This window comes from Frigoribacterium sp. CFBP 13707, from assembly GCF_014842245.1.
Classification (GTDB): Bacteria; Actinomycetota; Actinomycetes; order Actinomycetales; family Microbacteriaceae; genus Frigoribacterium; species Frigoribacterium endophyticum.
Window position 1 is genome coordinate 110,197 of the sequence record NZ_JACYVL010000002.1, and the last position, 23,124, is coordinate 133,320.

General features: G+C 72.8%; 24 protein-coding genes and 1 tRNA gene. 19 read left to right on the forward strand and 6 right to left on the reverse strand.

Features of this window, described 5'->3' with window-relative positions; genetic code table 11:
• Window positions 1-46 precede the first annotated feature (46 nt).
• Window positions 47-892, reverse strand: coding sequence for a UbiA family prenyltransferase (locus tag IFT45_RS04305; RefSeq protein ID WP_192126889.1), 846 nt, complete (start codon window positions 890-892; stop codon window positions 47-49).
• A 113-nt stretch (window positions 893-1,005) separates the two neighbouring features.
• Window positions 1,006-1,215, reverse strand: a complete 210-nt coding sequence (locus IFT45_RS16980; RefSeq protein ID WP_056055668.1) for a DUF3072 domain-containing protein — start codon at window positions 1,213-1,215, stop codon at window positions 1,006-1,008.
• A 255-nt stretch (window positions 1,216-1,470) separates the two neighbouring features.
• On the opposite strand from IFT45_RS16980, the gene IFT45_RS04315 reads away from it, so the two are divergent.
• From IFT45_RS04315 to IFT45_RS04325, 3 genes are read left to right on the forward strand one after another with little or no spacing between them, the layout of a single operon-like run.
• Window positions 1,471-1,920: a MaoC family dehydratase N-terminal domain-containing protein gene (locus IFT45_RS04315; RefSeq protein ID WP_056053010.1), complete on the forward strand. Its 450-nt coding sequence runs from the start codon at window positions 1,471-1,473 to the stop codon at window positions 1,918-1,920.
• Entirely contained in the window at window positions 1,917-2,348 is a 432-nt protein-coding gene (locus IFT45_RS04320; protein ID WP_056053015.1) for a MaoC/PaaZ C-terminal domain-containing protein, read from the forward strand. Before IFT45_RS04315 ends, IFT45_RS04320 begins: the two co-directional genes overlap by 4 nt.
• A complete protein-coding gene (locus IFT45_RS04325) occupies window positions 2,345-3,436 on the forward strand; it encodes a UDP-N-acetylmuramate dehydrogenase (RefSeq protein ID WP_371810873.1) in 1,092 nt (363 codons plus the stop codon). The genes IFT45_RS04320 and IFT45_RS04325 overlap by 4 nt, the downstream gene beginning before the upstream one ends.
• A gap of 61 nt (window positions 3,437-3,497) precedes the next feature.
• Here the strand turns inward: IFT45_RS04325 and IFT45_RS04330 are convergent, their stop codons facing one another.
• On the reverse strand, window positions 3,498-4,700 hold the full coding sequence (locus IFT45_RS04330) for a pyridoxal phosphate-dependent aminotransferase (protein ID WP_185231782.1): 1,203 nt from the start codon (window positions 4,698-4,700) through the stop codon (window positions 3,498-3,500).
• Window positions 4,701-4,856: 156 nt separating this feature from the next.
• Between IFT45_RS04330 and IFT45_RS04335 the strand changes: the two genes are divergently transcribed.
• From IFT45_RS04335 to IFT45_RS04360, 6 genes are all read left to right on the forward strand, one after another.
• Window positions 4,857-4,929: transfer RNA gene (locus tag IFT45_RS04335), tRNA-Trp, on the forward strand.
• A gap of 136 nt (window positions 4,930-5,065) precedes the next feature.
• Window positions 5,066-5,347, forward strand: a complete 282-nt coding sequence (secE, locus tag IFT45_RS04340; protein ID WP_056053021.1) for a preprotein translocase subunit SecE — start codon at window positions 5,066-5,068, stop codon at window positions 5,345-5,347.
• An 86-nt stretch (window positions 5,348-5,433) separates the two neighbouring features.
• Window positions 5,434-6,522: a transcription termination/antitermination protein NusG gene (gene nusG / locus IFT45_RS04345; RefSeq protein ID WP_056053024.1), complete on the forward strand. Its 1,089-nt coding sequence runs from the start codon at window positions 5,434-5,436 to the stop codon at window positions 6,520-6,522.
• Window positions 6,523-6,703: 181 nt separating this feature from the next.
• Complete coding sequence (gene rplK, locus IFT45_RS04350) at window positions 6,704-7,135, forward strand: 50S ribosomal protein L11 (protein WP_056053026.1); 432 nt, start codon at window positions 6,704-6,706, stop codon at window positions 7,133-7,135.
• A gap of 100 nt (window positions 7,136-7,235) precedes the next feature.
• On the forward strand, window positions 7,236-7,925 hold the full coding sequence (gene rplA, locus IFT45_RS04355; protein ID WP_043592944.1) for a 50S ribosomal protein L1: 690 nt from the start codon (window positions 7,236-7,238) through the stop codon (window positions 7,923-7,925).
• Between the two features lie 135 nt (window positions 7,926-8,060).
• The gene (locus IFT45_RS04360) at window positions 8,061-8,597 is read left to right on the forward strand and encodes an N-acetyltransferase (RefSeq protein ID WP_192126892.1); all 537 of its coding nucleotides are present in this window, start codon (window positions 8,061-8,063) and stop codon (window positions 8,595-8,597) included.
• 32 nt (window positions 8,598-8,629) lie between these two features.
• On the opposite strand, the gene IFT45_RS04365 is transcribed toward IFT45_RS04360, so the two are convergent.
• The 3 genes from IFT45_RS04365 to IFT45_RS04375 form a co-directional block, all read right to left on the reverse strand.
• Window positions 8,630-9,595 (reverse strand): NADP-dependent oxidoreductase, encoded by a 966-nt coding sequence (locus IFT45_RS04365; RefSeq protein ID WP_056053033.1) that lies wholly within the window; start codon window positions 9,593-9,595, stop codon window positions 8,630-8,632.
• Window positions 9,596-9,752: 157 nt separating this feature from the next.
• Window positions 9,753-10,457: a YqaJ viral recombinase family protein gene (locus IFT45_RS04370; RefSeq protein ID WP_235491144.1), complete on the reverse strand. Its 705-nt coding sequence runs from the start codon at window positions 10,455-10,457 to the stop codon at window positions 9,753-9,755.
• A gap of 88 nt (window positions 10,458-10,545) precedes the next feature.
• On the reverse strand, window positions 10,546-11,736 hold the full coding sequence (locus IFT45_RS04375) for an ROK family transcriptional regulator (protein ID WP_185231784.1): 1,191 nt from the start codon (window positions 11,734-11,736) through the stop codon (window positions 10,546-10,548).
• A gap of 174 nt (window positions 11,737-11,910) precedes the next feature.
• Here IFT45_RS04375 and IFT45_RS04380 point away from each other — a divergent pair, with 174 nt between their 5' ends.
• The 10 genes from IFT45_RS04380 (at window position 11,911) to IFT45_RS04425 (ending at window position 23,094) form a co-directional block, all read left to right on the forward strand.
• Entirely contained in the window at window positions 11,911-12,648 is a 738-nt protein-coding gene (locus IFT45_RS04380) for a sugar phosphate isomerase/epimerase (protein WP_255465284.1), read from the forward strand.
• Complete coding sequence (locus IFT45_RS04385; protein WP_056053041.1) at window positions 12,645-13,799, forward strand: Gfo/Idh/MocA family protein; 1,155 nt, start codon at window positions 12,645-12,647, stop codon at window positions 13,797-13,799. The genes IFT45_RS04380 and IFT45_RS04385 overlap by 4 nt, the downstream gene beginning before the upstream one ends.
• A 181-nt stretch (window positions 13,800-13,980) precedes the next feature.
• Window positions 13,981-15,312, forward strand: a complete 1,332-nt coding sequence (locus tag IFT45_RS04390) for an extracellular solute-binding protein (protein ID WP_192126901.1) — start codon at window positions 13,981-13,983, stop codon at window positions 15,310-15,312.
• 77 nt (window positions 15,313-15,389) lie between these two features.
• Entirely contained in the window at window positions 15,390-16,388 is a 999-nt protein-coding gene (locus IFT45_RS04395; RefSeq protein ID WP_082514255.1) for a carbohydrate ABC transporter permease, read from the forward strand.
• The gene (locus IFT45_RS04400; protein WP_192126903.1) at window positions 16,381-17,220 is read left to right on the forward strand and encodes a carbohydrate ABC transporter permease; all 840 of its coding nucleotides are present in this window, start codon (window positions 16,381-16,383) and stop codon (window positions 17,218-17,220) included. Before IFT45_RS04395 ends, IFT45_RS04400 begins: the two co-directional genes overlap by 8 nt.
• Window positions 17,221-17,279: 59 nt before the next feature.
• Window positions 17,280-18,386 (forward strand): Gfo/Idh/MocA family protein, encoded by a 1,107-nt coding sequence (locus tag IFT45_RS04405; RefSeq protein WP_371810897.1) that lies wholly within the window; start codon window positions 17,280-17,282, stop codon window positions 18,384-18,386.
• A 154-nt stretch (window positions 18,387-18,540) separates the two neighbouring features.
• Window positions 18,541-19,554, forward strand: coding sequence for a sugar phosphate isomerase/epimerase (locus IFT45_RS04410; protein WP_056053051.1), 1,014 nt, complete (start codon window positions 18,541-18,543; stop codon window positions 19,552-19,554).
• A gap of 15 nt (window positions 19,555-19,569) precedes the next feature.
• Window positions 19,570-20,535, forward strand: a complete 966-nt coding sequence (locus IFT45_RS04415) for a PD40 domain-containing protein (protein ID WP_192126904.1) — start codon at window positions 19,570-19,572, stop codon at window positions 20,533-20,535.
• Window positions 20,536-20,680: 145 nt separating this feature from the next.
• Window positions 20,681-21,439, forward strand: coding sequence for a response regulator transcription factor (locus tag IFT45_RS04420; RefSeq protein WP_235491201.1), 759 nt, complete (start codon window positions 20,681-20,683; stop codon window positions 21,437-21,439).
• Window positions 21,436-23,094, forward strand: coding sequence for a sensor histidine kinase (locus tag IFT45_RS04425; RefSeq protein ID WP_371810874.1), 1,659 nt, complete (start codon window positions 21,436-21,438; stop codon window positions 23,092-23,094). The genes IFT45_RS04420 and IFT45_RS04425 overlap by 4 nt, the downstream gene beginning before the upstream one ends.
• Window positions 23,095-23,124 lie beyond the last annotated feature (30 nt).

Below are 23,124 nucleotides of genomic sequence, written 5' to 3' on the forward strand. Positions count from 1 at the left end.
CGGGGCCGTGGCCGTGCCGGGTCGGGGGCCGGAGCTGCGGCGCGGCTCAGGCGACGATCGCCGCGCCGCTCAGGGCGAGCTGCCCGACGAGCACGAGGGCGGCCACGATGATCAGCCGGAAGAGCAGGCGCGTGTCGCCGCCCCGCACGACGACGACCGTGCCCGCGGCGGCGATGCCGAGCACGACGACGAAGCCGAGCACGGCCACGACGGGGCCGGCGGCCGTGGCCCCGCTGCCGAGCTGGCCCGCGAGGGTGAGGCAGGCCGCGACCGCGAGGGCGGCGAAGGCGACCACCCCGGCGGGCAGGCGGCCGAGGCGGTGCGGCAGGCCCGCCACCCCGGTGGCCGCGTCGTCGCCGAGGTCGGGCAGCACGTTGGTGAAGTGGATGGCGACGCCGAAGACGGCCCCGACCCCGAGGGCCCAGGCCGCGGGAGGCGCGGGAGGCGTGAGCGCGAGGGTCACCACCGCGGGCAGCAGCCCGAAGCTCACCACGAACGGGACGACGGAGGCGGCGGTGCGCTTCAGCCCGAGGTTGTAGGCCCAGCCGGAGGCGACGAGCACGAGGTGGGCGAGGCCAGCGGGCACCGAGAGGAGGAACGGGGCGGCGACGCCGACGACGAGTGACGCGACCGCGGCCGCGCCGACCACGCCGGGGGAGACCTGGCCCAGGGCGACGGGCTTGTCGGCCCGGCCGACGCTGCGGTCACGGTCGAGGTCGACGAGGTCGTTCGAGAGCCCGATCGAGACCTGGCCCGCGAGCACGGCGACGGTGACCACGACGAGGGGAGCCGCCTCGAGCGAGACGGCCAGGCCGAGCACGAGGCTGAGGAGCGCGACGGTCGCCGTGGGGCCGGGGTGGGTGCTGCGCACCAGCGCGGAGACTGTCGACATCGGACCCAGCCTGGCAGAGGTCGGGCCGGTCGGCCCGACGGGCGGGGCCGGGGGCCCCGATGGCGGAACGAGGTGACCCCTGGCCCCACGGGCCCGGGGTCACCCGGTGGGGATCAGGCCCCGCGACCGGTCTTCTGCTGCAGGCGATCGATGTTCTCGCTGGCCTCGGCCTTGGTCATGTCGGCAGGGAGCTCCTCGCCGGCCTCGCGGGCCAGCGTGTCGAGGTAGCTCGCCTGCGGGCCGGTGATCGGCTCGTCGCCGGTCACCCACTGCTCAGGGTCCTTCGAGGCGGTGTTGGAGGAGTCGGGGCGCTCGCCGCCCAGGGTGGCGCCGGCGGGCGGGGTGCCCTGCGACTGGTCGGAGCCCTCGGCGGGGCCGGGGGCAGCGTTCTCGTCGGCCTCGGGGGCCGCGGGATCGACGGGCGTGATGTCGGGATCGATGTTGGCGTCGCTCATGGGGAGAACGTACGCCGCCCCTCCGACAAAAGACCTGCGCCCTCCTGGGACGAAAGGCCTCCGCCCTCCCTGGACGAAGGGCCTCCGCCCGTCCCCGACGTCGCCCCTGGCTAGACTCGACGGGTGCCAGTGAACCCCGAGCTCCGAGGGCGGGTCTTCCCGTCCGCTCCGCCGTACCTCGTCGGCCGCGAGAAGGTGCGCGAGTTCGCGCGTGCCACCGCGTCCACGAGCCCGCTCTCGCTCGACGTCGAGGCGGCCCGCGCCGCCGGGCACGCCGACCTCGTGGCCCCGCCGACCTTCCCCGTCGTCGTGCAGGAGGCCACGCTCGCGCAGCTGCTGGCCGAGCCGGGCGCCGGCATCGACTTCTCCCGCGTGGTGCACGGCGAGCAGCGCTTCAGCTACTCGCGTCCGGTCGTCGCCGGCGACGAGCTCACGGCCACCCTCACGGTGACCGGCGTGAAGACCCTCGGCGGCAACGCGATGGTCACGGCCTCCTCCGAGATGGTCGACCAGACGGGCGCGCACGTCGTGACCGCCGTCTCCACCCTCGTCGTGCGCGGGGACGACGCGTGAGCGCCCTCGAGGTCGGCCTCGTCGTCGCCGAGAAGTCCTACGCGGTCTCGCGCGACTCCCTCGTCCGCTACGCCGGCGCCTCCGGCGACTTCAACCCCATCCACTACCGCGACGACGTCGCGGAGTCGGTCGGGCTGCCGGGCGTGCTCGCCCACGGCATGCTGACGATGGGCACCGCCGTCCAGCCCGTCGTCGAGTGGCTCGACGGCGCGGGCGACGACGCCGGCGTGCTGGGCTGGGTCAGCGACTACCAGGTGCGCTTCACGCGACCCGTCGTCGTCGACCCCGCCGACGGGGCGGAGATCACCGTCACGGCCACGGTCGGCGCGCTGGACGCCGAGGCCGGCACCGCGCGCATCGACCTCCGGGTGTCGTCCGCGGGCCAGACCGTGCTCGGCAAGGCCCAGGTCGTGGTGACGCTGGCGTGACCGCCCTCGCCGACCTGACCACGATGCGCGTCGGCGGCGAGCCGACCCGGCTCGTCGAGGCCGCCACGACCGACGAGCTGGTCGAGCTCGCCCGGGAGGTCACGGCCGACGGCGACGACTGGTTCGTGCTCGGCGGCGGCTCGAACACCCTGGCCGCCGACGAGGGCTTCGACGGCACCGTGCTCCGGGTCGCCACCCGAGGAGTCGAGCGCCTCGACGACGTCGACGGCCGCGTGCGCCTCCGCGTCGCGGCGGGCGAGCCGTGGGAGGACCTCGTCGCCCACACCGTCGACCAGGGCTGGTCGGGCTTCGAGGCCCTCAGCGGCATCCCGGGCTCGACGGGCGCCTCGCCGATCCAGAACATCGGGGCCTACGGCCAGGAGGTCGCCCAGACGCTCGTCTCGGTCGACTTCCTCGACGCCGAGACGGGCGAGTTCGTCCGCGTCCCGGCCGCGAACCTGGGGCTCGGCTACCGCACGAGCGTGTTCAAGCGCGGCCGACGCGGCGTCGTGACCGCGGTCGAGTTCGCCCTCGTCGACGACGGCGGCACCAGCGCCCAGGTCTCGTACCCGCAGCTGGCGACCGCGCTCGGCGTGGGGCTGGGCGACCGGGTGCCGGTCGCCGACGTGCGGGCGAGCGTGCTGGCCCTCCGCGCCTCCAAGGGCATGGTGCTCGACCCCGCCGACGCCGACGCGACCTCGTGCGGGTCGTTCTTCACGAACCCGATCGTTCCGCGTCAGGTCGCCGCGGCGCTGCCGTCGGCGGCGCCGCGCTGGCCCGTCGACCCGGAGCCGGAGGCGCAGGTCGTCCCCCTGGGCGACGCGCCCGCACCGCCGCCCCCTCCGTCGTCGGGCCTGGTGAAGCTCAGCGCCGCCTGGCTGATCGAGCAGGCCGGGATCGGCCGGGGGTTCCGGCTGCCGGGCTCCGGCGCGGCGATCTCGTCGAAGCACACGCTCGCCCTGACGAACCGGGGGAGCGCCACCGCGGCGGACGTCGCCGAGCTGGCGCGCTTCGTGCAGCAGCGCGTCTCGGCCGAGTTCGGGGTCGTGCTGCACCCCGAGCCCGTGCTGCTCGGCCTCTCGCTCTAGGTCGGCCCGGCCGAGACCTGCCCGGAGCAGGCCGACCCGGTGGGCCCCGGCCCCGGCCGACCTAGGAGAACAGGCGCTGGAGGCGCTGGACGCCCTCGAGGAGCTGGTCGTCGCCGAGGGCGTACGACAGGCGGAGGTAGCCGCTCGGGCCGAAGGCCTCGCCGGGCACCGTGGCCACGTCGGCGTGCTCGAGGATGAGGTCGGCGAGCTCGAGCGACGTCGTCGGGGTGCTGCCGGCCCACTCGCGGCCGAGGAGGCCCCGCACGTCGGGGTAGACGTAGAAGGCGCCCTGCGGCGTCGGGGTGACGATCCCGTCGACGGCGTTCAGCTCGCGGACGATCACGGCCCGGCGGGCGTCGAAGGCGAGGCGCATGGCCTCGACGTCGTCCTGCGGGCCCGTCAGGGCCGCGAGGGCAGCGCGCTGGGAGACGTTGGAGACGTTGGAGGTCAGGTGCGACTGGAGGTTCGACGCCCCGGCGATCACGTCGGCGGGCCCGACCATCCAGCCCACCCGCCAGCCGGTCATGGCGTAGGTCTTCGCGACGCCGTTGACGAGGATCGTCTGGTCGGCGACCTCGGGCACGGCGGCGGTGATCGAGACGGCCTCGACGCCGTCGTAGGTGAGGTCCTGGTAGATCTCGTCGCTGATGACCCAGACGCCGGCCTCGACGGCCCAGCGGCCGATGGCGGCCACCTCGTCGGGCGTGTACACCGACCCGGTGGGGTTGGAGGGGGAGCAGAACAGCAGGACCTTCGTCCGGCTCGTCCGCGCGGCCTCGAGCTGGTCGACCGTGACCTTGTACTGCTGGTCGGCGCCGGCGAAGACCTCGACGGTGACGCCGCCCGCGAGCTTCACGGCCTCGGGGTACGTCGTCCAGTACGGCGAGGGGAGGAGGACCTCGTCGCCCTCGTCGAGGAGCGCGGCGAAGGCCTGGTAGACGGCCTGCTTGCCGCCGTTGGTGACGACGACCTGGCTCGCCGTGACCGCCGTGCCGCTGTCGCGGAGGGTCTTCTCGACGATCGCCTCACGCAGCTCGGGGAGGCCGGCCCCGGCGGTGTAGCGGTGGTTGCGCGGGTCACGGGCGGCCGCGACCGCCGCCTCGACGATGTGGTCGGGGGTCGGGAAGTTGGGCTCGCCCGGGCCGTAGCTGATGATCGGCCGGCCCTCGGCCAGCAGGGCCTTGGCCTTGGCGTCGACCGCGAGCGTCGCGGACGGGGCGATGGAGGCGATGCGGGACGAGAGGCGGCGCGCTGGCGTGGTCACGGGGGTCAGCCTAGCTGCGGCGGCCCCGGAGGCGGCAGGGCCTCCGCCCGTCGGCTTTGCACCGCGGTCGGGGTTCGCCTACACTTGCCGAGGCGCCGACGAGCGCGGAGTTCCTGCGCGCCTCACGGTGTCGCCGGGCCCTGATCGTCAGCCCGAAGGGCGGTGGCTCAATTGGTAGAGCAGCGGTCTCCAAAACCGCAGGTTGCAGGTTCGAGTCCTGTCCGCCCTGCAGCCCGGCCGGGTCGTCGCGACCGACACTAGTCATAGCGGCGGCCCGGGACACCGGACGACCGTCCGGTCCCCGGACGACTGTCCGTCCATCGGACACCAGGCCCCGCGGGCCGAGCTCGGAAGGTACCCAGACAGTGGCGAGAAAAGACCTCGACGTCCCCAGTGAGGACGTCGTCGAGAAGGCGAAGAACGACGTCGCCGTCCGGCGCAGCCCCTTCGCGCGCATCGCGCTGTTCATCCGTCAGGTGATCGGTGAGCTGAAGAAGGTCGTCACCCCGACCCGCAGAGAACTCCTGAGCTACACGGGCGTCGTGCTCGTCTTCGTCGTCATCATGATGGCCCTGGTCACCGGCCTGGACTCCCTCTTCGGCCTCGCCGTCGGGTACGTCTTCGGCAACGGCCCGACCGGCAGCTGACACGACACCGCGCGGTCCCCTCGACCGCGCCGCGCGACCGCCGCGGCGGTCGCCAGCCCGACACCCCACGAACGGAAGAAGAACCCTTGCCTGAGAACGAGCGCGACGACATCGACCTGGCCCCCGCCGCCGAGCAGTCCTCGGAGGTCGGCGAGACCCAGGAGGGCGACGTCCTCGACGTCGACACCGACGGCGACGCGGGCTCGGCGGAGGAGAGCGCGATCTCGATCGTCGACGAGGGCGACGAGGGCACCGACGACTCGGGCGACCTCGACGAGCTGCTCGACACCCTGGCCGAGGCGTCCGACCCCGAGGCCGACGCCGTCGTCGACGACGCGCTCGACATCGACGACGCCGCCGAGGCGGAGGCCGCCGTCGAGGCGACCGACGACGAGGCCGACAGCGAGGCGGAGGAGCTGGCCGCCGAGGGCGACGCCAGCGGCGCGGACGCCGTCATCGCCGAGGCCGAGCAGTCCGTCCAGGACGCCGACGCCGAGGCCGCCTTCGACGACGTCGCCGTCGACGTCGAGTCGGAGGAGGTCGACGACGAGGCCGAGGTCGACCCGTACGAGGCGTTCCGCTACGACCTGCGCGGCAAGCCCGGCAAGTGGTACGTCATCCACAGCTACGCGGGCTTCGAGCGCCGCGTGAAGCAGAACATCGAGAACCGCATGGTCTCCATGACCATGGAGGACTACATCTACCAGGTCGAGGTCCCGATGGAGGACGTCGTCGAGATCAAGAACGGGCAGCGCAAGCTGGTCACCCGCGTGCGGATCCCCGGCTACGTGCTCGTCCGTATGGACCTCAACGAGGACTCCTGGTCGGTCGTCCGCCACACCCCCGGCGTCACCGGCTTCGTGGGCAACGCCCACAACCCGACGCCCCTCCGCTTCGAGGAGGCCTTCAACATGCTGAAGAGCCTCGTCCAGGTGCAGGAGGCGGCCCCGACCGCGAAGGGCGGCGCCAAGGGCAAGCAGACCCAGCGCGTCATCCCCGCCGAGGTCGACTTCGAGATCGGCGAGACGATCACGATCAAGGAGGGCTCGTTCGCGGGCCTCCCCGGCACGATCAACGAGATCAAGCCCGAGAGCGGCAAGCTCACCGTGCTCGTCTCGCTCTTCGAGCGCGAGACCCCGGTCGAGCTCAGCTTCGACCAGGTCACCAAGCTCTAGCACCACGTCGCCCGTCGGGGGTGTGATCCACGCCCTCGTCCAGTACGCTGTGTCGAGTGCCGGCCTCGTCCGCACCTCCCCCCCCCAGTCTTGACACCTCACCGGAGTCCGTCCCCACGGGCCACCGGGAGAGCCAGCGGCAGCCGCCGTCGGCTCGAACCCCAGAAGAAGGAAAAGAACAATGGCACCGAAAAAGAAGGTCACGGGTCTGATCAAGCTTCAGATCAACGCCGGCGCCGCGAACCCCGCCCCGCCCATCGGCCCGGCCCTGGGTCAGCACGGCGTGAACATCATGGAGTTCTGCAAGGCCTACAACGCCGCGACCGAGTCGCAGCGCGGCAACGTCGTGCCGGTCGAGATCACGGTCTACGAAGACCGCTCGTTCACGTTCGTCCTGAAGACCCCGCCCGCCGCCGAGCTCATCAAGAAGGCTGCCGGCGTCGCCAAGGGCTCCTCGACCCCGCACACCGCCAAGGTCGGCACGCTGACCATGGAGCAGGTCCGCGAGATCGCCACGACGAAGCAGGCCGACCTGAACGCCAACGACATCGACGCCGCGGCGAAGATCATCGCCGGCACCGCCCGCTCCATGGGCATCACGGTCGACGCCTAAGCAGCACCCCTCCGTGCAGGCGACCCGCCTGCACGACCCAGACACCAGTGGGAGAGCCGGCCAGGCTCGCTACCACGTCCCCAGTACGAAGAGGTCCAACATGGCTCAGAAGTCCAAGGCGTACCGCGCCGCTGCCGAGAAGATCGAGGCAGGCAAGTTCTACAGCACCAGCGAGGCCGTCGCGGTCGCCCGCGAGACCGGCTCGAAGAAGTTCGACTCGACCGTCGAGGTCGCGCTCAAGCTCGGCGTCGACCCCCGCAAGGCGGACCAGATGGTGCGCGGCACCGTCATCCTCCCGCACGGCACGGGCAAGACCGCCCGCGTCATCGTCTTCGCGACGGGTGCCGCCGCTGAGGCCGCCATCGCGGCCGGTGCCGACGAGGTCGGCGGCGACGAGCTCATCGAGAAGGTTGCCGGCGGCTACACGTCGTTCGACTCGGCCGTCTCGACGCCCGAGCTCATGGGCAAGGTCGGCCGTCTCGGAAAGGTGCTCGGCCCCCGCGGCCTCATGCCCAACCCGAAGACCGGCACCGTGACCCCGAACGTCGCGCAGGCCGTCAACGACATCAAGGGCGGAAAGATCGAGTTCCGTGTCGACAAGCACAGCAACGTGCACTTCGTCATCGGCAAGGCCGGCTTCTCGGAAGAGCAGCTGAACACCAACCTCGACGCCGCCCTCGAAGAGGTCGTCCGTCTCAAGCCGTCCTCCTCCAAGGGCCGCTACATCACCAAGGGCACGCTGTCGACGACCTTCGGTCCCGGCATCCCCCTCGACATCAACGTCTTCTAGGTCTCACCGACCCAGAGCGCAGCGTCGACCGAAGGCCGTCCCACTCTCGAGTGGGGCGGCCTTCGTCGTGCCCGTCGACATGTTCTGGGGCATGCCTGGTCAGGGCAGGAGGCGCGGGTGCGGCACCATGGGCAGATGACCGTCATCGTCCGCCCCGCCATGCCCGCCGACTCCGCCCTTCTCGCCGAGGTGGCGGCGGTGACCTTCCCCCTGGCCTGCCCGCCCGGCTCGTCGTTGACGGATATCGCGCGCGTCGTGACGACGACCCTGTCGGAGGACGCCTTCTCGCGGTACCTCGCGGACGACTCCCGAACGGTGCTGCTGGCCGTGGACCCGGCCACGACGGGCGCCCTGGGCTACAGCATGCTCGTGGCGGGCGACCCCCCCGACGCCGACGTCGCCGCGGCCGTGTCGTCCCGGCCGACGGTGGAGCTGAGCAAGTTCTACGTCATGCCCCAGGGGCACGGGACGGGCGCGGCGTCGACCCTGATGGCTGCGACCCTCGACGCGGCCGGCGCGACGGGCGCCTCCTCGGTGTGGCTCGGCGTCAACCAGCAGAACGACCGTGCGCTGCGCTTCTACGCCAAGCACGGCCTGGAGCGCGTCGGCACCCGCACCTTCGCCCTCGGCGACGACCCGCAGGCCGACTTCGTGCTTGAGCGTCGCCTCTAGGCTCCCGCGCATCGGCCCCGCCTGACGAGACGTCACTCGTCGGCGACGCGGAGGACGAGCTTGCCGCGCGTGTGGCAGCGCTCCAGCCGGGTGTGGGCGTCGGCCGCCTCGTCGAGGTCGTAGACGTCGTCGACGTAGACGCGCAGGTCGCCCGAGTCGAGCAGCCGGGCGATGACCGAGAGGGTCGCGGCGTCGGGGCTCACGGCGAAGCCGGTGGTCCGGACGCCGGCGGCCTCGGCCGCGACGGAGGCCCCGGCGAAGGAGGCGGTGGGGGCGTGCACGACGACGCCGCCGGGCCGCAGCACGCGCAGGCTGGCCTCGGCCACCGCGACGTCGTCCACGAGGGTGACCACGACGTCGACGTCGCGCACCGTCCGCTCGAGGTCGACGGCGTCGTAGTCGACGACCTCGGCGGCCCCGAGCTCGCGGAGCCAGCCCGCGTTCCGCTGCGAGCCGGTCGCGACGACGTGCGCCCCGAAGTAGGCGGCGATCTGGACGGCGAAGTGGCCCACGCCCCCGGCCCCCGCGTGCACGAGGATGCGCTGGCCCTCGTGGGCCTTGGCGACGTCGACCACCATGCCCCAGGCGGTGAGGGCGGCCAGCGGCACGCCCGCGGCCTCGACGTGCGAGAGCGTCGCGGGCTTCCGCGCGACGGACGACGACGGCACGCTGACGTACTCGGCGTAGCTGCCGCCGGCGCGGGGGAAGGGCGCCATGCCGTAGACGGCGTCGCCCACGTGGAGCGCGTGCGCCGCGTACGGCACCTCGACGACGACGCCGCTGAAGTCGTGCCCGAGCACGGCCGGGAACACCGGGACGCCGGCGCTGTCGCCCAGGCCGGCCCGCGCCTCCGCGTCCACCCGGTTGACCCCGGCGGCGAGCACCCGCACCAGCACCTCCGAGCCGACCCGCGTCGGCACGGGCACCTCCGCCGCGACGAGCTGCTCAGGCCCGCCCGTCCGCTCGATGACCATGGCCCGCATCGTCGTGTGCGTCATCGCACCCTCCCTGTCGTCGCGGAGCGCTCGGTGACGAGCAGGCTCCCTGCACGACCCATCAGACAGGGCGGATGGGTCGGTCGTGTTTCGGCCGCGTCACGGGGGCGGAAAACCTCGCCGCGGTCGAGGGGGAGGGCAGCGGGTCAGCGCGAGCGGATCAGCGCAGCGGGTCGTAGGGCGGCGGCTCGTAGGCCCGCACGCCCGGGGCGAACGGGTCGACGGGCGCCTGGCGCGCCAGGGTGTCGAGCACGGTGTCGGCGAGGCCCACGAGGCGGTGGATCTCGTCGTCGTCACGGTCGACCCACCGGCACATCGGCACGGCGTCGAGCGGCACGAAGTCGACGTGCTGCTCCCAGACGACGAGCGTGCGCTCCGCCCCGAGCACGTACTGCTGCCAGAACACCTGGCGGAGGTACGAGCGGGGGATGCTCGTCCACGCCTTCTTCGTCGTCTTGATCTCGCAGAGCTCCACCGCGCCGTCGGCCCGGACGGCCACGCCGTCGGGGGTGGCGAGGTGGCGCGGCCGGTCGGCGGCGTGGAAGAGCTTCGAGCTCGGGGCGATGCGGTGCTCCGCGAGCACCCAGCGCGCGATCTCGGGCTCCCGGGCCCGGCCGTGGTCGGTGTAGGCGTTGCCGCCGAAGCCGTTGCCGTAGAGCTTGTCGAGCACCACGGCCTGCACGGCCCGGGGGCTCGAGAGCCGCGCGACGTCGGTCGCGGTGATGCCCCGGCTCCGGGCCCGGAGCCACGCGATCCGGTCGCTCGAGTCGGCGAGCACGCGCTGCTCGTGGGCGGGCCGTGCCGGAGGCGCGGGCGGGGTCGGTTCGTCGTCCCACAGGGAGAGCATGGGCTGGACGATCGACATGCCTCCATGCTCTCACCGGAGAGGCGGCGGGCGCGACACCGCGCCTCCTCGTGTCTCGACGTCGTGCGACGCCGGCGGGGCCACCGGCCTAGACGGCGGCGGCCAGCTCGTCGATGGCGGCGGGGGAGAGCGCGTGGTGGATGGCGAGCATGCTCGCCCCGATGATCGCGGCGCGGTCGCCGGCCCGCGACTGCACGATGCTGAGGTGCTCGGTGGCGAGGGGCATCGAGCGCGAGTAGACGACCTCGCGGACCCCGGCGATGAGGTGCTCGCCGGCCTGGGCCATCGAGCCGCCGATGGCGATCACCGACGGGTTGATGAGGTTGACGCACGCCGTCAGCACCTCGCCGAGGTCGCGCCCGGCCTGGCGGACGGCCATGATCGCGTCGAGGTCGCCGGCGCGCACGAGGTCGATGACCTCCTTGCCGCCCGGCACGTCGCGGCCGGTGCGGCGCAGCGAGGCGGCGATGGCGGGGCCGGAGGCGACGGCCTCCAGGCAGCCGACGTTGCCGCAGTGGCAGGGGATGCCCGCGCCGCGGGGGATCTGCACGTGGCCGATGTCGCCGGCGATGCCCTGGGCGCCCCGCTGCAGGCGCCCGCTCGAGATGATGCCCGAGCCGATGCCCGTGGCGACCTTGACGAAGAGGAAGTGGTCGGTGCCGGCGAAGGCGTGGCTCCGCTCGCCGAGGGCCATGATGTTGACGTCGTTGTCGACGAGCACGGGCACGTCGAGGTGGCGCCGCACCCAGCCGGGCACGTCGAACCCGTCCCAGCCGGGCATGATCGGCGGGTTGACCGGGCGGCCGGTGCTGAACTGCACGGGGCCGGGCAGGCCGATGCCGACGCCGATCAGGTCGTCGCGGCTCCGGCCGAGGTCGGCGAGCAGGGCGTCCGCCTCGGCGACCATCGTCGTCAGCACGGCCTCCGGCCCGTCGGCGATGGCGAGCTCGACGTGGCGGCTGAGCAGCACCTCGCCCATCAGGTCGGTGAGGGCCGTCGTGAGGTGCCCGGCGCCGAAGTCGGCGCCCAGCACGACGCGGGCCGACGGGATCATCGCGACGCGCGACGGCGGGCGACCGCCGGTCGAGACGGCGTCGGCGAAGGGGCCGACGAGACCGAGGGCGCTCAGCGCGTCGAGCCGGAGCCCGACCGTCGACCGGGCGAGACCGGTCATGGCCGCGAGCTCGGCCCGGGTGCGAGGCCTGCCGTCGCGCAGCAGCTGGAAGAGCTCGCTGGCTCCCGTGCTGCCGAGGGCGGACGGCCGCGTCGTGTCGGACATGAAGGCAGTAAAGCACAGGCCCCGACGACGTTCGAGACAAGGGTGGCGATGATTCGTCGACTTTTGCTTGCGCTCCGACAGAAGTGGTCCTATCGTCGGTCTCGATCAGCGGTGATCGACCCCCGTCGGGGGGTGGACCACCCGCATCCACCTACTCGAAGAGGAGTCTCCCAGGTGACATCACCGATCTCGGTCCAGCTCTACACGGTGCGGGACGCCATCGCGGCCGACCTGCCCGGCACCCTCCGCCGCCTCGCCGACATCGGCTTCACGCAGGTCGAGCCCTGGGGCTTCGTCGAGCGCGTCGACGAGTACGCCGAGGCGCTGCCGGCGGCCGGGCTGACCGCGCCGAGCGCCCACGCCAAGCTCGTCGGCCAGGACCTCGAGCCGATCTTCGCCGCGGCCGTCCGCCTCGGCGTCGGCACGGTCATCGACCCGCACGTCGACGAGACCCGGTGGATCACCCGCGAGGACGTCGAGTCGGTCGCCGCCGACCTGGGGCGCATCGCCGAGCAGGCCGCCGAGCACGGGCTCACGGTCGGCTACCACAACCACGCCTTCGAGCTGGAGAACACCATCGACGGCACCCCCGCCCTCGAGGTCCTCGCCGCGGCCCTGCCCCCGACCGTCGTGCTCGAGATCGACACCTACTGGGTCGAGGTCGGCGGCGTCGGCGCGGCCGAGCTCCTCGCCCGCCTGGGCGACCAGGTCCAGTTCCTCCACGTGAAGGACGGCCCCCTGACGAAGGACGACTCCGAGCAGGTCGCCGTCGGCCGCGGCAGCATGCCCGTCCGCGACATCCTGCGCGCGGCGCCGCAGGCCCTCGCCGTCGTCGAGCTCGACGACCACGCGGGCGACGTCTTCACCGCCCTCACCGACAGCTTCGAGTACCTCCAGGGAGTCCGCGCATGACCGACACCACCACGGCCGACCGGGCCACCGCCTCCTCGTCCGGAGCCCCGCGCACGGGGCCGGTCGGCGTCGGCGTCGTCGGCGCCGGCGTGATCAGCGACCAGTACCTCGGCAACCTCACGCAGTTCCCCGACCTCCGGGTGCTGTTCATCGCCGACATCGACGAGGAGCGCGCCGCGGCCCAGGCCGAGAAGTGGGGCGTGCCCGGCAGCGGCTCGGTCGCCGAGCTGCTCGCCCACGACGACGTCGAGATCGTCGTCAACCTGACCATCCCGGCCGCCCACGTCGAGGTCGCCCTCGCCGCGGTCGCCGCCGGCAAGCACGTCTGGGGCGAGAAGCCCTACGCGCTCGACCGCGAGAGCGGGCAGCGACTGCTCGCGGCCGCCCAGGAGGCGGGGGTCCGGGTGGCCGTCGCCCCCGACACCTTCCTCGGCGCGGGCCTGCAGACGGCGCTCCGCGTCGTGCGCCAGGGCGACATCGGCGCCCCGCTGACCGGACTCGCGCTCTTCCAGGTGCCCGGCCCCGAGTCGTGGCACCCGAGCCCGGAGTTCCTCTTCGCGCACGGCGCCGGCCCGATGTTCGACGTCGGCCCGTACTACCTCACGACCCTCGTGCAGGTCTTCGGCCCCGTGGCGAAGGTCACCGCGACGTCGTCGAAGGCCCGCGAGACCCGCGTCATCGGCTCGGGCCCGAAGGCCGGAACGGAGTTCCCGGTGGAGGTGCCGACGCACGTCAGCGCCCTGCTCCAGTTCGAGAGCGGCGCCAGCGCGCAGGCCGTCTTCAGCTTCGACTCGAAGCTCGCCCGCGCCGGCTTCGTCGAGATCGCCGGGACGGAGGGCACCGCGGTGTTCCCCGACCCGAACATGTTCGACGGCGACACGCTGGTGCACACGGGCGGCGACGAGCCGACCGTCGTGCCGGCGTCGGGGTCGACCTTCACCCGGGGCACCGGCGTCGCCGAGCTCGCCCAGGCCATCCGCGGCGGCCGTCGCGAGCGGGTGCCCGGCGAGCTCGCGTTCCACGTGCTCGACGTCATGGTCTCGCTCGCCGAGTCGGCGGAGCGCGACGAGAGCGTCGTCGTGGCGTCGTCGCTCGAGCCGACGCCCGAGCTGCCCGAGGACTGGGACCCGTCGGTCGCCACCCTCAGCTAGTCGTCGACGGGCCGGCGTCGACGACGAGGCCGGCCCGTCGCGGGGGCACCCGCCCCCACCCCTCACCAGCCCACCACCGAGACAGCACCACCCGCAGCACAGCACCACCGCACCACCCCGAACACAGCACTTCCCCCACTCGATGAAGAGACCTCTCGAAGAAGAGACACCAGGAGAAGACATGAACACGAAGAAGTTCCGCTGGGTCGCCGCCCTCGCCGTCGGCGTCGTGGCAGCCGGGTCGATGACCGCCTGCTCCGCCGACGGCGGCAGCGACGGCGGCGACGAGACCATCACGTACTGGGCCAGCAACCAGGCACCGACCGTCGAGCGCGACGCCGAGGTGCTTCAGGAGTCGATCGACCGGTACACGGAGGAGACCGGGGTGAAGGTCGACCTCGAGGTCATCCCGTGGTCCGACCTCTACAACCGCATCCTCACCGCCGTCTCGAGCGGCGAGGGCCCCGACGTGCTCAACATCGGCAACACCTGGGCGGTGTCGCTGCAGTCCAGCGGCGCGTTCGTGCCCTGGGAGGGTGACGCCCTCGAGGCCATCGGCGGCCAGGACCGCTTCGTGCAGTCCAGCTTCGCGACCGGCGGTGCCGAGGGCCAGGCCCCGACCTCCGTGCCGCTCTACGGCCTCGCGTACTCGCTGTACTACAACACGGCCATGTTCGAGGCCGCCGGCATCACCGAGCCGCCCGCCACCTGGGACGAGTTCGTGGAGGACGCCAAGAAGCTGACGATCGACACCGACGGCGACGGGCAGATCGACCAGTGGGGCGTCACGATGGCGGGCTCGAGCATCTCGAACAACGCCCACCAGGCGTTCGTCCGCGGCCTGCAGAACGGCGGCGAGCTGTACAACGAGGACGGCGAGCCCGACTTCGGCAACGACGGCGTCGTCGCCGGCGTCAAGGAGTGGGTCGACCTGATGGCCGTCGACAAGGTCGTCTCGCCCTCCGACGCGGAGAGCGTCAACGGCTCCGACATGGCGGCGACCTTCGCCGACGGCCAGGCCGCGATGTTCTTCGACCAGGCCCCGACCGACAACCTCAAGAGCCGTGACTTCACCGACTACGCGGCCGCTCCGGTGCCGATGGAGTCCGCCGACGCCACCGGCCTCGAGGGCACGCAGAGCCACGTCGCCGGCATCAACATCAGCGTCTTCGAGAACAGCGGCAACAAGGACGCCGCGATCGACTTCGTGAAGCACCTGACGAGCGACGACGAGCAGAAGTACCTCAACGAGTCGTTCGGCGCACTGCCCGTCGTCACGGCGGCGTACGACGACCCGGCGTTCCAGTCGGAGGCCATCAAGCTGAAGCAGGTCACGCTCGCCGACCACGCCCAGCCGATGCCCCTCTACCCCTCTGAAGGACAGATGGAGACCCTCGTCGGCACGGCGATCAAGGACCTCCTCGCGTCTGCAGCCCAGGGCGAGTCGGTCAGCGAGGACGACGTCGAGTCGGCCCTCGAGGACGCGGCCAGCCAGATGAGCTCGGGTCAGTAGCCCGTCCCACCGCCGCGCGCCGGGGCGGCCGGTCACCACGACCGGCCGCCCCGGCACCCGCACCCGAGAGGACCCTCATGACCGTCAACCTGCTGCCGCCCGCCCCCGCCGAGGAGGCGACCCCGCCCGACCGACACCAGGCGGCGCCCCTCCAGCCCGCCCAGAAGCGCAAGGCGCACCGCTCGCCGCTCGCGTACTTCCTGGTCGCGCCCGCCGCCCTCGCCGAGCTGCTCGTCCACATCATCCCGATGGTGCTGGGCGTCTGGATCGCGTTCATCACGCTCAACCAGCTCAGCATCGCCAACTGGGTCAACGCGCCCTTCGTCGGCCTCCGCAACTTCGTCACGGCCCTCGACCCGAGCTCGCCGATCGCCGGCCAGCTCTACGGGGCCCTCGGCCGCACCCTGCTCTTCACCGTCATCGTCGTGGCCATCGCCTGGAGCATGGGCATGCTGGGAGCAGTGCTGCTCACCAGCTCGTTCAAGGGCCGCGGGATCCTCCGCACGCTCTTCCTCGTGCCCTACGCCCTGCCGTCCTACGTCGGGACGATCGCGTGGGCCTTCATGTTCAACCAGCGCGACGGGGCCATCAACCGGTTCCTGGTCGACGACCTGGGCATCCTCCAGGACCGCCCCTTCTGGCTGCTCGGCGGCAACTCGTTCTGGGCGATCGTCATCGTCACGGCCTGGCAGTTCTGGCCGTTCGCCTTCCTGATGCTCCTCGCCGCGCTGCAGAACATCCCGGGCGACGTCTACGAGGCCGCGAGCCTCGACGGCGCGAGCCTCTGGAAGCAGTTCACGCAGATCACGCTGCCCATGGTGAAGCCGGCCAACGCCGTGCTGCTGCTCATCATGAGCCTCTGGATCTTCAACCAGTTCAACGTGCCCTACGTGCTCTTCGGCCCGGCGTCGCCCGAGCAGGCGACGCTCATCTCGCCGCTGATCTACCAGCAGAGCTTCAACAACTGGAACTTCGGCCTCGGCGGCGCCATGAGCGTGATGCTCCTGATCGTCCTGCTGATCGCGTCGGCGTTCTACATCCGCATGGTTCTCCCGAAGGGACAGCACGATGATTGAGACCCGTGGCTTCAAGATCTTCCGGTTCTTCGGGCTGGCCTTCCTGTCGCTCGTCGTGGTCGTGCCGCTGTACGTGGTGCTGACGACGTCGATCAAGCCGCTCGCCGACGTCCAGGGGCTCTTCACCTGGATCCCGACGCGGGTCACGCTCGAGCCGTACGTGCAGATCTGGCAGACCGTGCCGCTGGCGTCGTACTTCAAGAACAGCCTCATCGTCACGGTCTCGGCGACGGTGCTCTCGGTGTCGATGGCGGTGCTGGCGGCCTACTCGCTGGCTCGCCTGCGCTTCCGCGGGCAGCGGAGCTTCAGCCTCGTGGTGCTGTCGACGCAGATGTTCCCCGGCATCCTGTTCCTGCTGCCGCTCTTCCTCATCTTCGTGCAGATCCAGCGCACGGTCGGGGTGCAGCTCACGGGCAGCTACCTCGGGCTGATCATCACCTACATGACGTTCAGCCTGCCGTTCTCGATCTGGATGCTGACGGGCTACTTCGCCTCCATCCCGAAGGAGCTCGAGGAGGCGTCGATGATCGACGGGACGGGCCGCCTCGGTGCGCTCTTCCGCGTCATCATCCCCGTCGCGAAGCCCGGCATCATCGCCGTCGCCGTCTACGCCTTCATCACGGCGTGGGGCGAGGTCCTCTTCGCCTCGGTGCTGACCAGCAAGGACACGCGGACCCTGTCGATCGGCCTCCGGGCGTACGCGTCGCAGCAGGACGTCTACTGGAACCAGCTGATGGCCGCGTCGGTGGTCGTCTCGCTGCCCGTGCTGATCGGCTTCATGCTCGTGCAGAAGCACCTGATCACGGGGCTCTCCTCGGGCGCGGTCAAGTGACCCGGCCGGGAGGCGCCGCCCCGGTCGTCACGGTCGGGGCGGCCCGCCCCGCCCCCGCCGTGGAGGCCGGAGGCGCCTCCCGGCCCGGGCGCGTCCGCGTCGGCATCGTGGGCGGCGGCTTCATGGCGCGCGTCCACGCCGCCGCCGCCCGCACCGCCGGCGCCGAGGTCGTGGCCCTCGCGTCGTCGACCCCGGAGAGCGCCGCCCGCGCGGCGGCCTCGCTCCGCGTCGCCCGGGCGCACGCGTCGGTCGCCGACCTCGTCGACGACCCCGCCGTCGACGTCGTGCACGTCTGCTCGCCGAACGCCAGCCACGCCCCGGTCGCGCTCGCCGCGCTCCGGGCCGGCAAGCACGTCGTCTGCGAGAAGCCCCTCGCGACGACGAGTCAGGAGGGGGAGGCGCTGGTCGCCGCCGCCTCCGCCGCGGGCCGCGTCGCCGCGGTGCCCTTCGTCTACCGCTACCACCCGATGGTCCGGGAGGCGCGGGCCCGCATCGCCCGGGGAGACACCGGCCGGGTGCTCAGCGTCCGGGGGAGCTACCTGCAGGACTGGCTGCTCGAGAGCGACGACGTCGACTGGCGCGTCGACTCGGCCGCCGGGGGCCCGTCGCGGGCCTTCGCCGACATCGGCAGCCACCTCGTCGACCTCCTCGAGTTCGTGCTCGGCGACGCCGGCCGCCTCGTGCGCCTGTCGTCGACGACCACGACCGTGCACCGCGAACGCGGCGGCAGGCCCGTCGACACCGAGGACGAGGCCGCCGTCGTCTTCGAGACCGTCGGGGGAGCCATCGGCACCCTCTTCGTGTCGCAGGTCGCGCCGGGGCGCAAGAACCGCCTCCTCATCGACGTCGCGGGCACGGTCGAGAGCCTCGAGTTCTCGCAGGAGGAGCCCGAGACATTGTGGGTCGGCCGGCGGCGCGGCACCGAGGTGCTGGCCCGCGACGCGGCGGCCCTGTCGCCCGACGCCGCGCGCCTGTCGATCGTGCCGGCGGGCCACCCGCTCGGCTACGTGGACGCCTTCGCGGCGTTCGTCGCGGACGTCTACGACGCGGTCGACGGCGGCGCGCCCGAGGGGCTGCCGACCTTCGACGACGGCCTCCGGGCGATCCGCGTCACCGAGGGCGTCCTGGCCGCCGCGGCCGGGCGTCGCTGGGTCGACGTGCCCTGACGGGGCCCCGCCCCCTGCCATGCTGGCGGGGACGCCGGGTCGGCACCCCCGCCTCCGCCCGCCCTGCACGACCCCGCCTCCGCACCACCCGCACCACCCGCACCACCCGCACCGCCGCACCGCCGCACCGCCCGCCCCGCCCGGAGAGGACCCCATGAGCGAGAGCTCCCGCCCCGTCACCCTGTTCACCGGCCAGTGGGCCGACCTGCCCCTCGAGGAGGTCGCGGCGCTCGCCGCGGGCTGGGGCTACGACGGCCTCGAGATCGCGGCCTCGGGCGACCACCTCGACCTCGAGCGGGCCGACCAGGACGACGCCTACCTCCGCTCGCGCCTCGACGTGCTCGACCGCCACGGCCTGCGCGTGTGGGCGATCTCGAACCACCTCACGGGCCAGGCGGTCTGCGACGACCCGATCGACTTCCGCCACCAGGCGATCCTGCGGCCGTCGACCTGGGGCGACGGCGACCCGGAGGGCGTGCGGCAGCGCGCCGCGGAGGACATGAAGCGGGCGGCCCGCGTCGCCCGCAAGATGGGCGTCGACACCGTCGTCGGCTTCACCGGGTCGGCGATCTGGCCGTACGTCGCGATGTTCCCGCCCGTGCCCGCCAGCGTCATCGACGCCGGCTACGAGGACTTCGCCACGCGCTGGAACCCCATCCTCGACGTGTTCGACGCCGAGGGGGTGCGGTTCGCGCACGAGGTGCACCCGAGCGAGATCGCCTACGACCACTGGACGAGCGTGCGCACGCTCGAGGCCATCGAGCACCGCGAGGCGTTCGGCTTCAACTGGGACCCGTCGCACATGCTCTGGCAGGGCGTCGACGTCGTCGGCTTCATCACCGACTTCGCGTCGCGGATCTACCACGTGGACTGCAAGGACACGCGCGTGCGCCCCGCGTCGGGCCGCTCGGGCGTGCTCGGCTCCCACCTGCCGTGGGGCGACCCGCGCCGCGGCTGGGACTTCGTGTCGACCGGGCACGGCGACGTGCACTGGGAGGACGCCTTCCGCGCCCTCGACGCCGTCGGCTACGACGGCCCCATCTCGATCGAGTGGGAGGACGCCGGCATGGACCGCCTGCACGGCGCCCCGGAGGCCCTGGCCCACGTGCGCTCGCTGCTCTGGCCACGGCCCGCCGCCTCCTTCGACTCCGCGTTCTCGAACCAGTAGCAGGGAGACCGACCCGTGCCCCGACTCCTCCTCCCCGGCCAGACCAGCCGCCTCCTCGTCGTCGACGCCGTCACCGGCGAGGCCGAGGTCGCCTTCCGCAGCGGGCGCGTGCTCGTCGAGGCCCCGAACTGGAGCCCCGACGGCCGCTGGCTCGTCGTCAACGGCGACGGCCTGCTCTGGCGCCTGCCGGCCGACGCCCGCGACGCCGACGAGACCGACCTCGTGCCCGTGCCGCTCGGCGACGTGCCCGAGATCAACAACGACCACGTGATCGCGCCCGACCAGCGGACCGTCGTGGTGAGCGCGCGCGACGGGCACCTGTACGAGGTGCCGTGGGACGGGGTGGAGCCGGGCGGGAGCGCCCGTCGGGTGACGCGCGACCACCCTCCGGGCCGGAACCACAAGAACTACCTGCACGGCGTCTCGCCCGACGGCACGCAGCTCAGCGTGGTCGTCGGCGCCCTGCCGGCGCCGGTCGACGACCCGGACGGCGAGGAGGCGCGGGCCGGCTGGCGGACGGACGTCGCCCTGGTCTCCGTGGCCGACGGCACCGCGACCGCCGTCACCGCCGACGAGCACCCCGACGACGGCCCCGAGTTCTCGCCCGACGGCCGGTGGCTGTGGTGGAACTCGGAGCGCGCCTCCGGCGGCGTCGCCGGGCACGCCCAGCTGTTCCGGGCCGCGGCCGACGGCGGCGACCTCGTGCAGGTGACCGACGACGAGCGGGTGAACTGGTTCCCCCACCCCTCGCCGGACGGCCGCACGCTGCTCTGGCTGGCGTACGAGCCGGGCACCACCGGGCACCCGGCCGACCGCGACGTGGAGCTGCGGACGATGCCGCTCGGCGACGACGGGCTGCCCGTGCCGGGCTCCGAGCCGCGCACCCTGCGGGCACTGCAGGGCGGCCAGGGCACGGTCAACGTGCCGTGCTGGGCGCCAGACTCGCGGCGCTTCGCCTGCGCGGACTACCCGCGGGGGTGAGCGGAGGGGCCACGACCGTGGGCCACGCGTCGGTGCATCCCGGACGCGACCCCGGTGCGACCCCGGTGGGCCGCCGATGAGAGCCCTGTGAGGAGTGCACGGCTCACGCATGGCGCCACCACAGCCGCCTCATAGGAATCCCTCGATACTGGGGAAGGTGACCACTTCGACCCCCGCCACCGCAGCCGCCCCGAGACTCACCCGGGCCGACGGATCGCCCCTCCGCGTCCTCGTCGTCGACGACGAGGCCAGCCTCACCGACCTGCTCTCGATGGCGCTCCGCTACGAGGGGTACGACGTGAAGGCGGCCGCCGACGGCCAGGGCGCGCTCGCCCTCGCCCGCGAGTTCCAGCCCGACGCCATCGTGCTCGACTGGATGCTGCCCGACATCGACGGCATCCAGGTGCTCGGCCGGCTCCGTCAGGGCGGCGACGACACCCCCATCCTCTTCCTCACGGCGAAGGACAGCGTCGAGGACCGCGTCTCGGGCCTCACCGCGGGCGGCGACGACTACGTCACGAAGCCCTTCTCCCTCGAGGAGGTCGTCGCCCGGCTGCGCGGCCTGATCCGCCGATCCGCCTCCGCGATCAGCGAGCACGGCGACTCGCGGATCGTCGTGGGCGACCTCGTCCTCGACGAGGAGAGCTACGAGGTGTCGCGCGCCGGCCGCGAGGTCGAGCTCACCGCCACCGAGTTCGAGCTGCTGCGCTTCCTGATGCGCAACCCGCGTCGCGTGCTGAGCAAGGCGCAGATCCTCGACCGGGTCTGGAGCTACGACTTCGGCGGCAAGTCGAGCGTCGTCGAGATCTACATCTCGTACCTGCGCAAGAAGATCGACGCGGGCGAGGAGCCCATGATCCACACCGTGCGCGGCGTCGGCTACGTCATCAAGCCCACGTCGTGAGCGACGCGCTGCCCGCCCGGGTCGGCGGGCGGCTACGGGGGGCCCTCGGCCGGGTCCCCGCCCCCGGGGCCCCGCTGACGCTCCGCAACCGGCTGATCCTGAGCATCGTCGCGCTCGTCGTTCTGCTCACGGTCGTGATCGGCGCGGTGAGCGTGGTGGCGCTGCGCGGGTCGCTGATGAACCAGCTCGACGCCGACCTGTCGCAGGCCGTGCAGCGTGCGGTCGCCGGGTCGGGCCCGGGCACGGGCGGCCGCCCGACGGTCTCGCCCGACTACGAGGACCTCAGTGGGCCCCGTCAGGCTCCCGGCACCTTCACCGCCCTCCTCCAGGGCGACAGCGTCGTCCAGGTGCACATCGACGACGACGGCCAGGTCACCACGCAGACGAGCACCTCCGACGACACGGCGGTGCAGCGCGTGGCGCAGTCGGCCGTGCCGGTCACCGCCGACCTCGGCGGCGACCTCGGCAGCTACCGCCTGCAGGCCGTGCCCGTGCAGATCCGGACGAGCTCCGCCTCCGTCAGCACGGTCGTCGCGGCGACCCTGGTGGTGGGCCTGCCGACCGACACCGTGTCGCGCACGGTCACCAGCCTCGTCACGATCATCGCCCTGGTCACGCTCGTCGGGCTCGCCCTCGCGGTCGTCATCGCCTACGGCGTCGTCCGGTACGCCCTCCGCCCGCTCGAGCGGATGACCGACACGGCCCTCCGCGTCGCCGAGCTGCCGCTCGACCGCGGCGAGGTCGCCCTCGCCGAGCGCGTCGCCGAGCCCGACGCCGACGTCCGCACCGAGGTCGGCCGTGTCGGCGCGGCCTTCAACCGCATGCTCGGCCACGTGGCCGGAGCGCTGGAGGCGCGTCAGCAGAGCGAGAACAAGGTGCGGCAGTTCGTCGCCGACGCCTCGCACGAGCTCCGCACCCCGCTCGCGTCGGTGCGCGGCTACGCCGAGCTCACCCGACGCATGGGCACCGACCTGCCGCCGGACGTCGTCTACGCGATGGGCCGGATCGAGTCGGAGGCCGTCCGCATGACCTCGCTCGTCGAGGACCTCCTCCTGCTCGCACGCCTCGACGAGGGCCGCGACCTGGTGGTCGGCGACGTCGACCTGACCCGCGTCGTGCTCGACGCCGTCAACGACGCCCACGTCGCCAGCGACTCGCACCCCGTCGACGTCGACCTGCCCGACCGGCCGGTCGTCGTGCCGGGCGACGCCATGCGCCTCCACCAGATCGTCGCGAACCTGCTGACCAACGCCCGCACCCACACCCCCGACGGCACGAGGGTGCACGTCGCGCTCGGCGTCGACCCGTCGGGCAGCCAGGCGCTCGTCACGGTGGCCGACGAGGGCCCCGGCATCGAGCCGAGCGTGCTGCCGGTGCTCTTCGAGCGGTTCGCGCGCGCCGACAGCTCGCGGTCGCGCACGGCCGGGTCGACCGGGCTCGGCCTCGCCATCGTCGAGGCGGTCGTGCACGCCCACGGCGGGCACGTCTCGGTCGAGAGCAGCCCCGCGGGCGCCGTCTTCACGGTGCGCCTGCCGCTCGAGGGGCCGGCGGAGCCCGACGCGGCGGCGACGTCGCGGGCGGCGGGGCCGATGACCGGGTCCGCGCCGGGGCAGGGGCAGGGGCAGGGCGAGGAGGCCCGACTTGCGCGAGCGTGAGTCGTGCGTCTACTCTGTACCCAGCCCAAG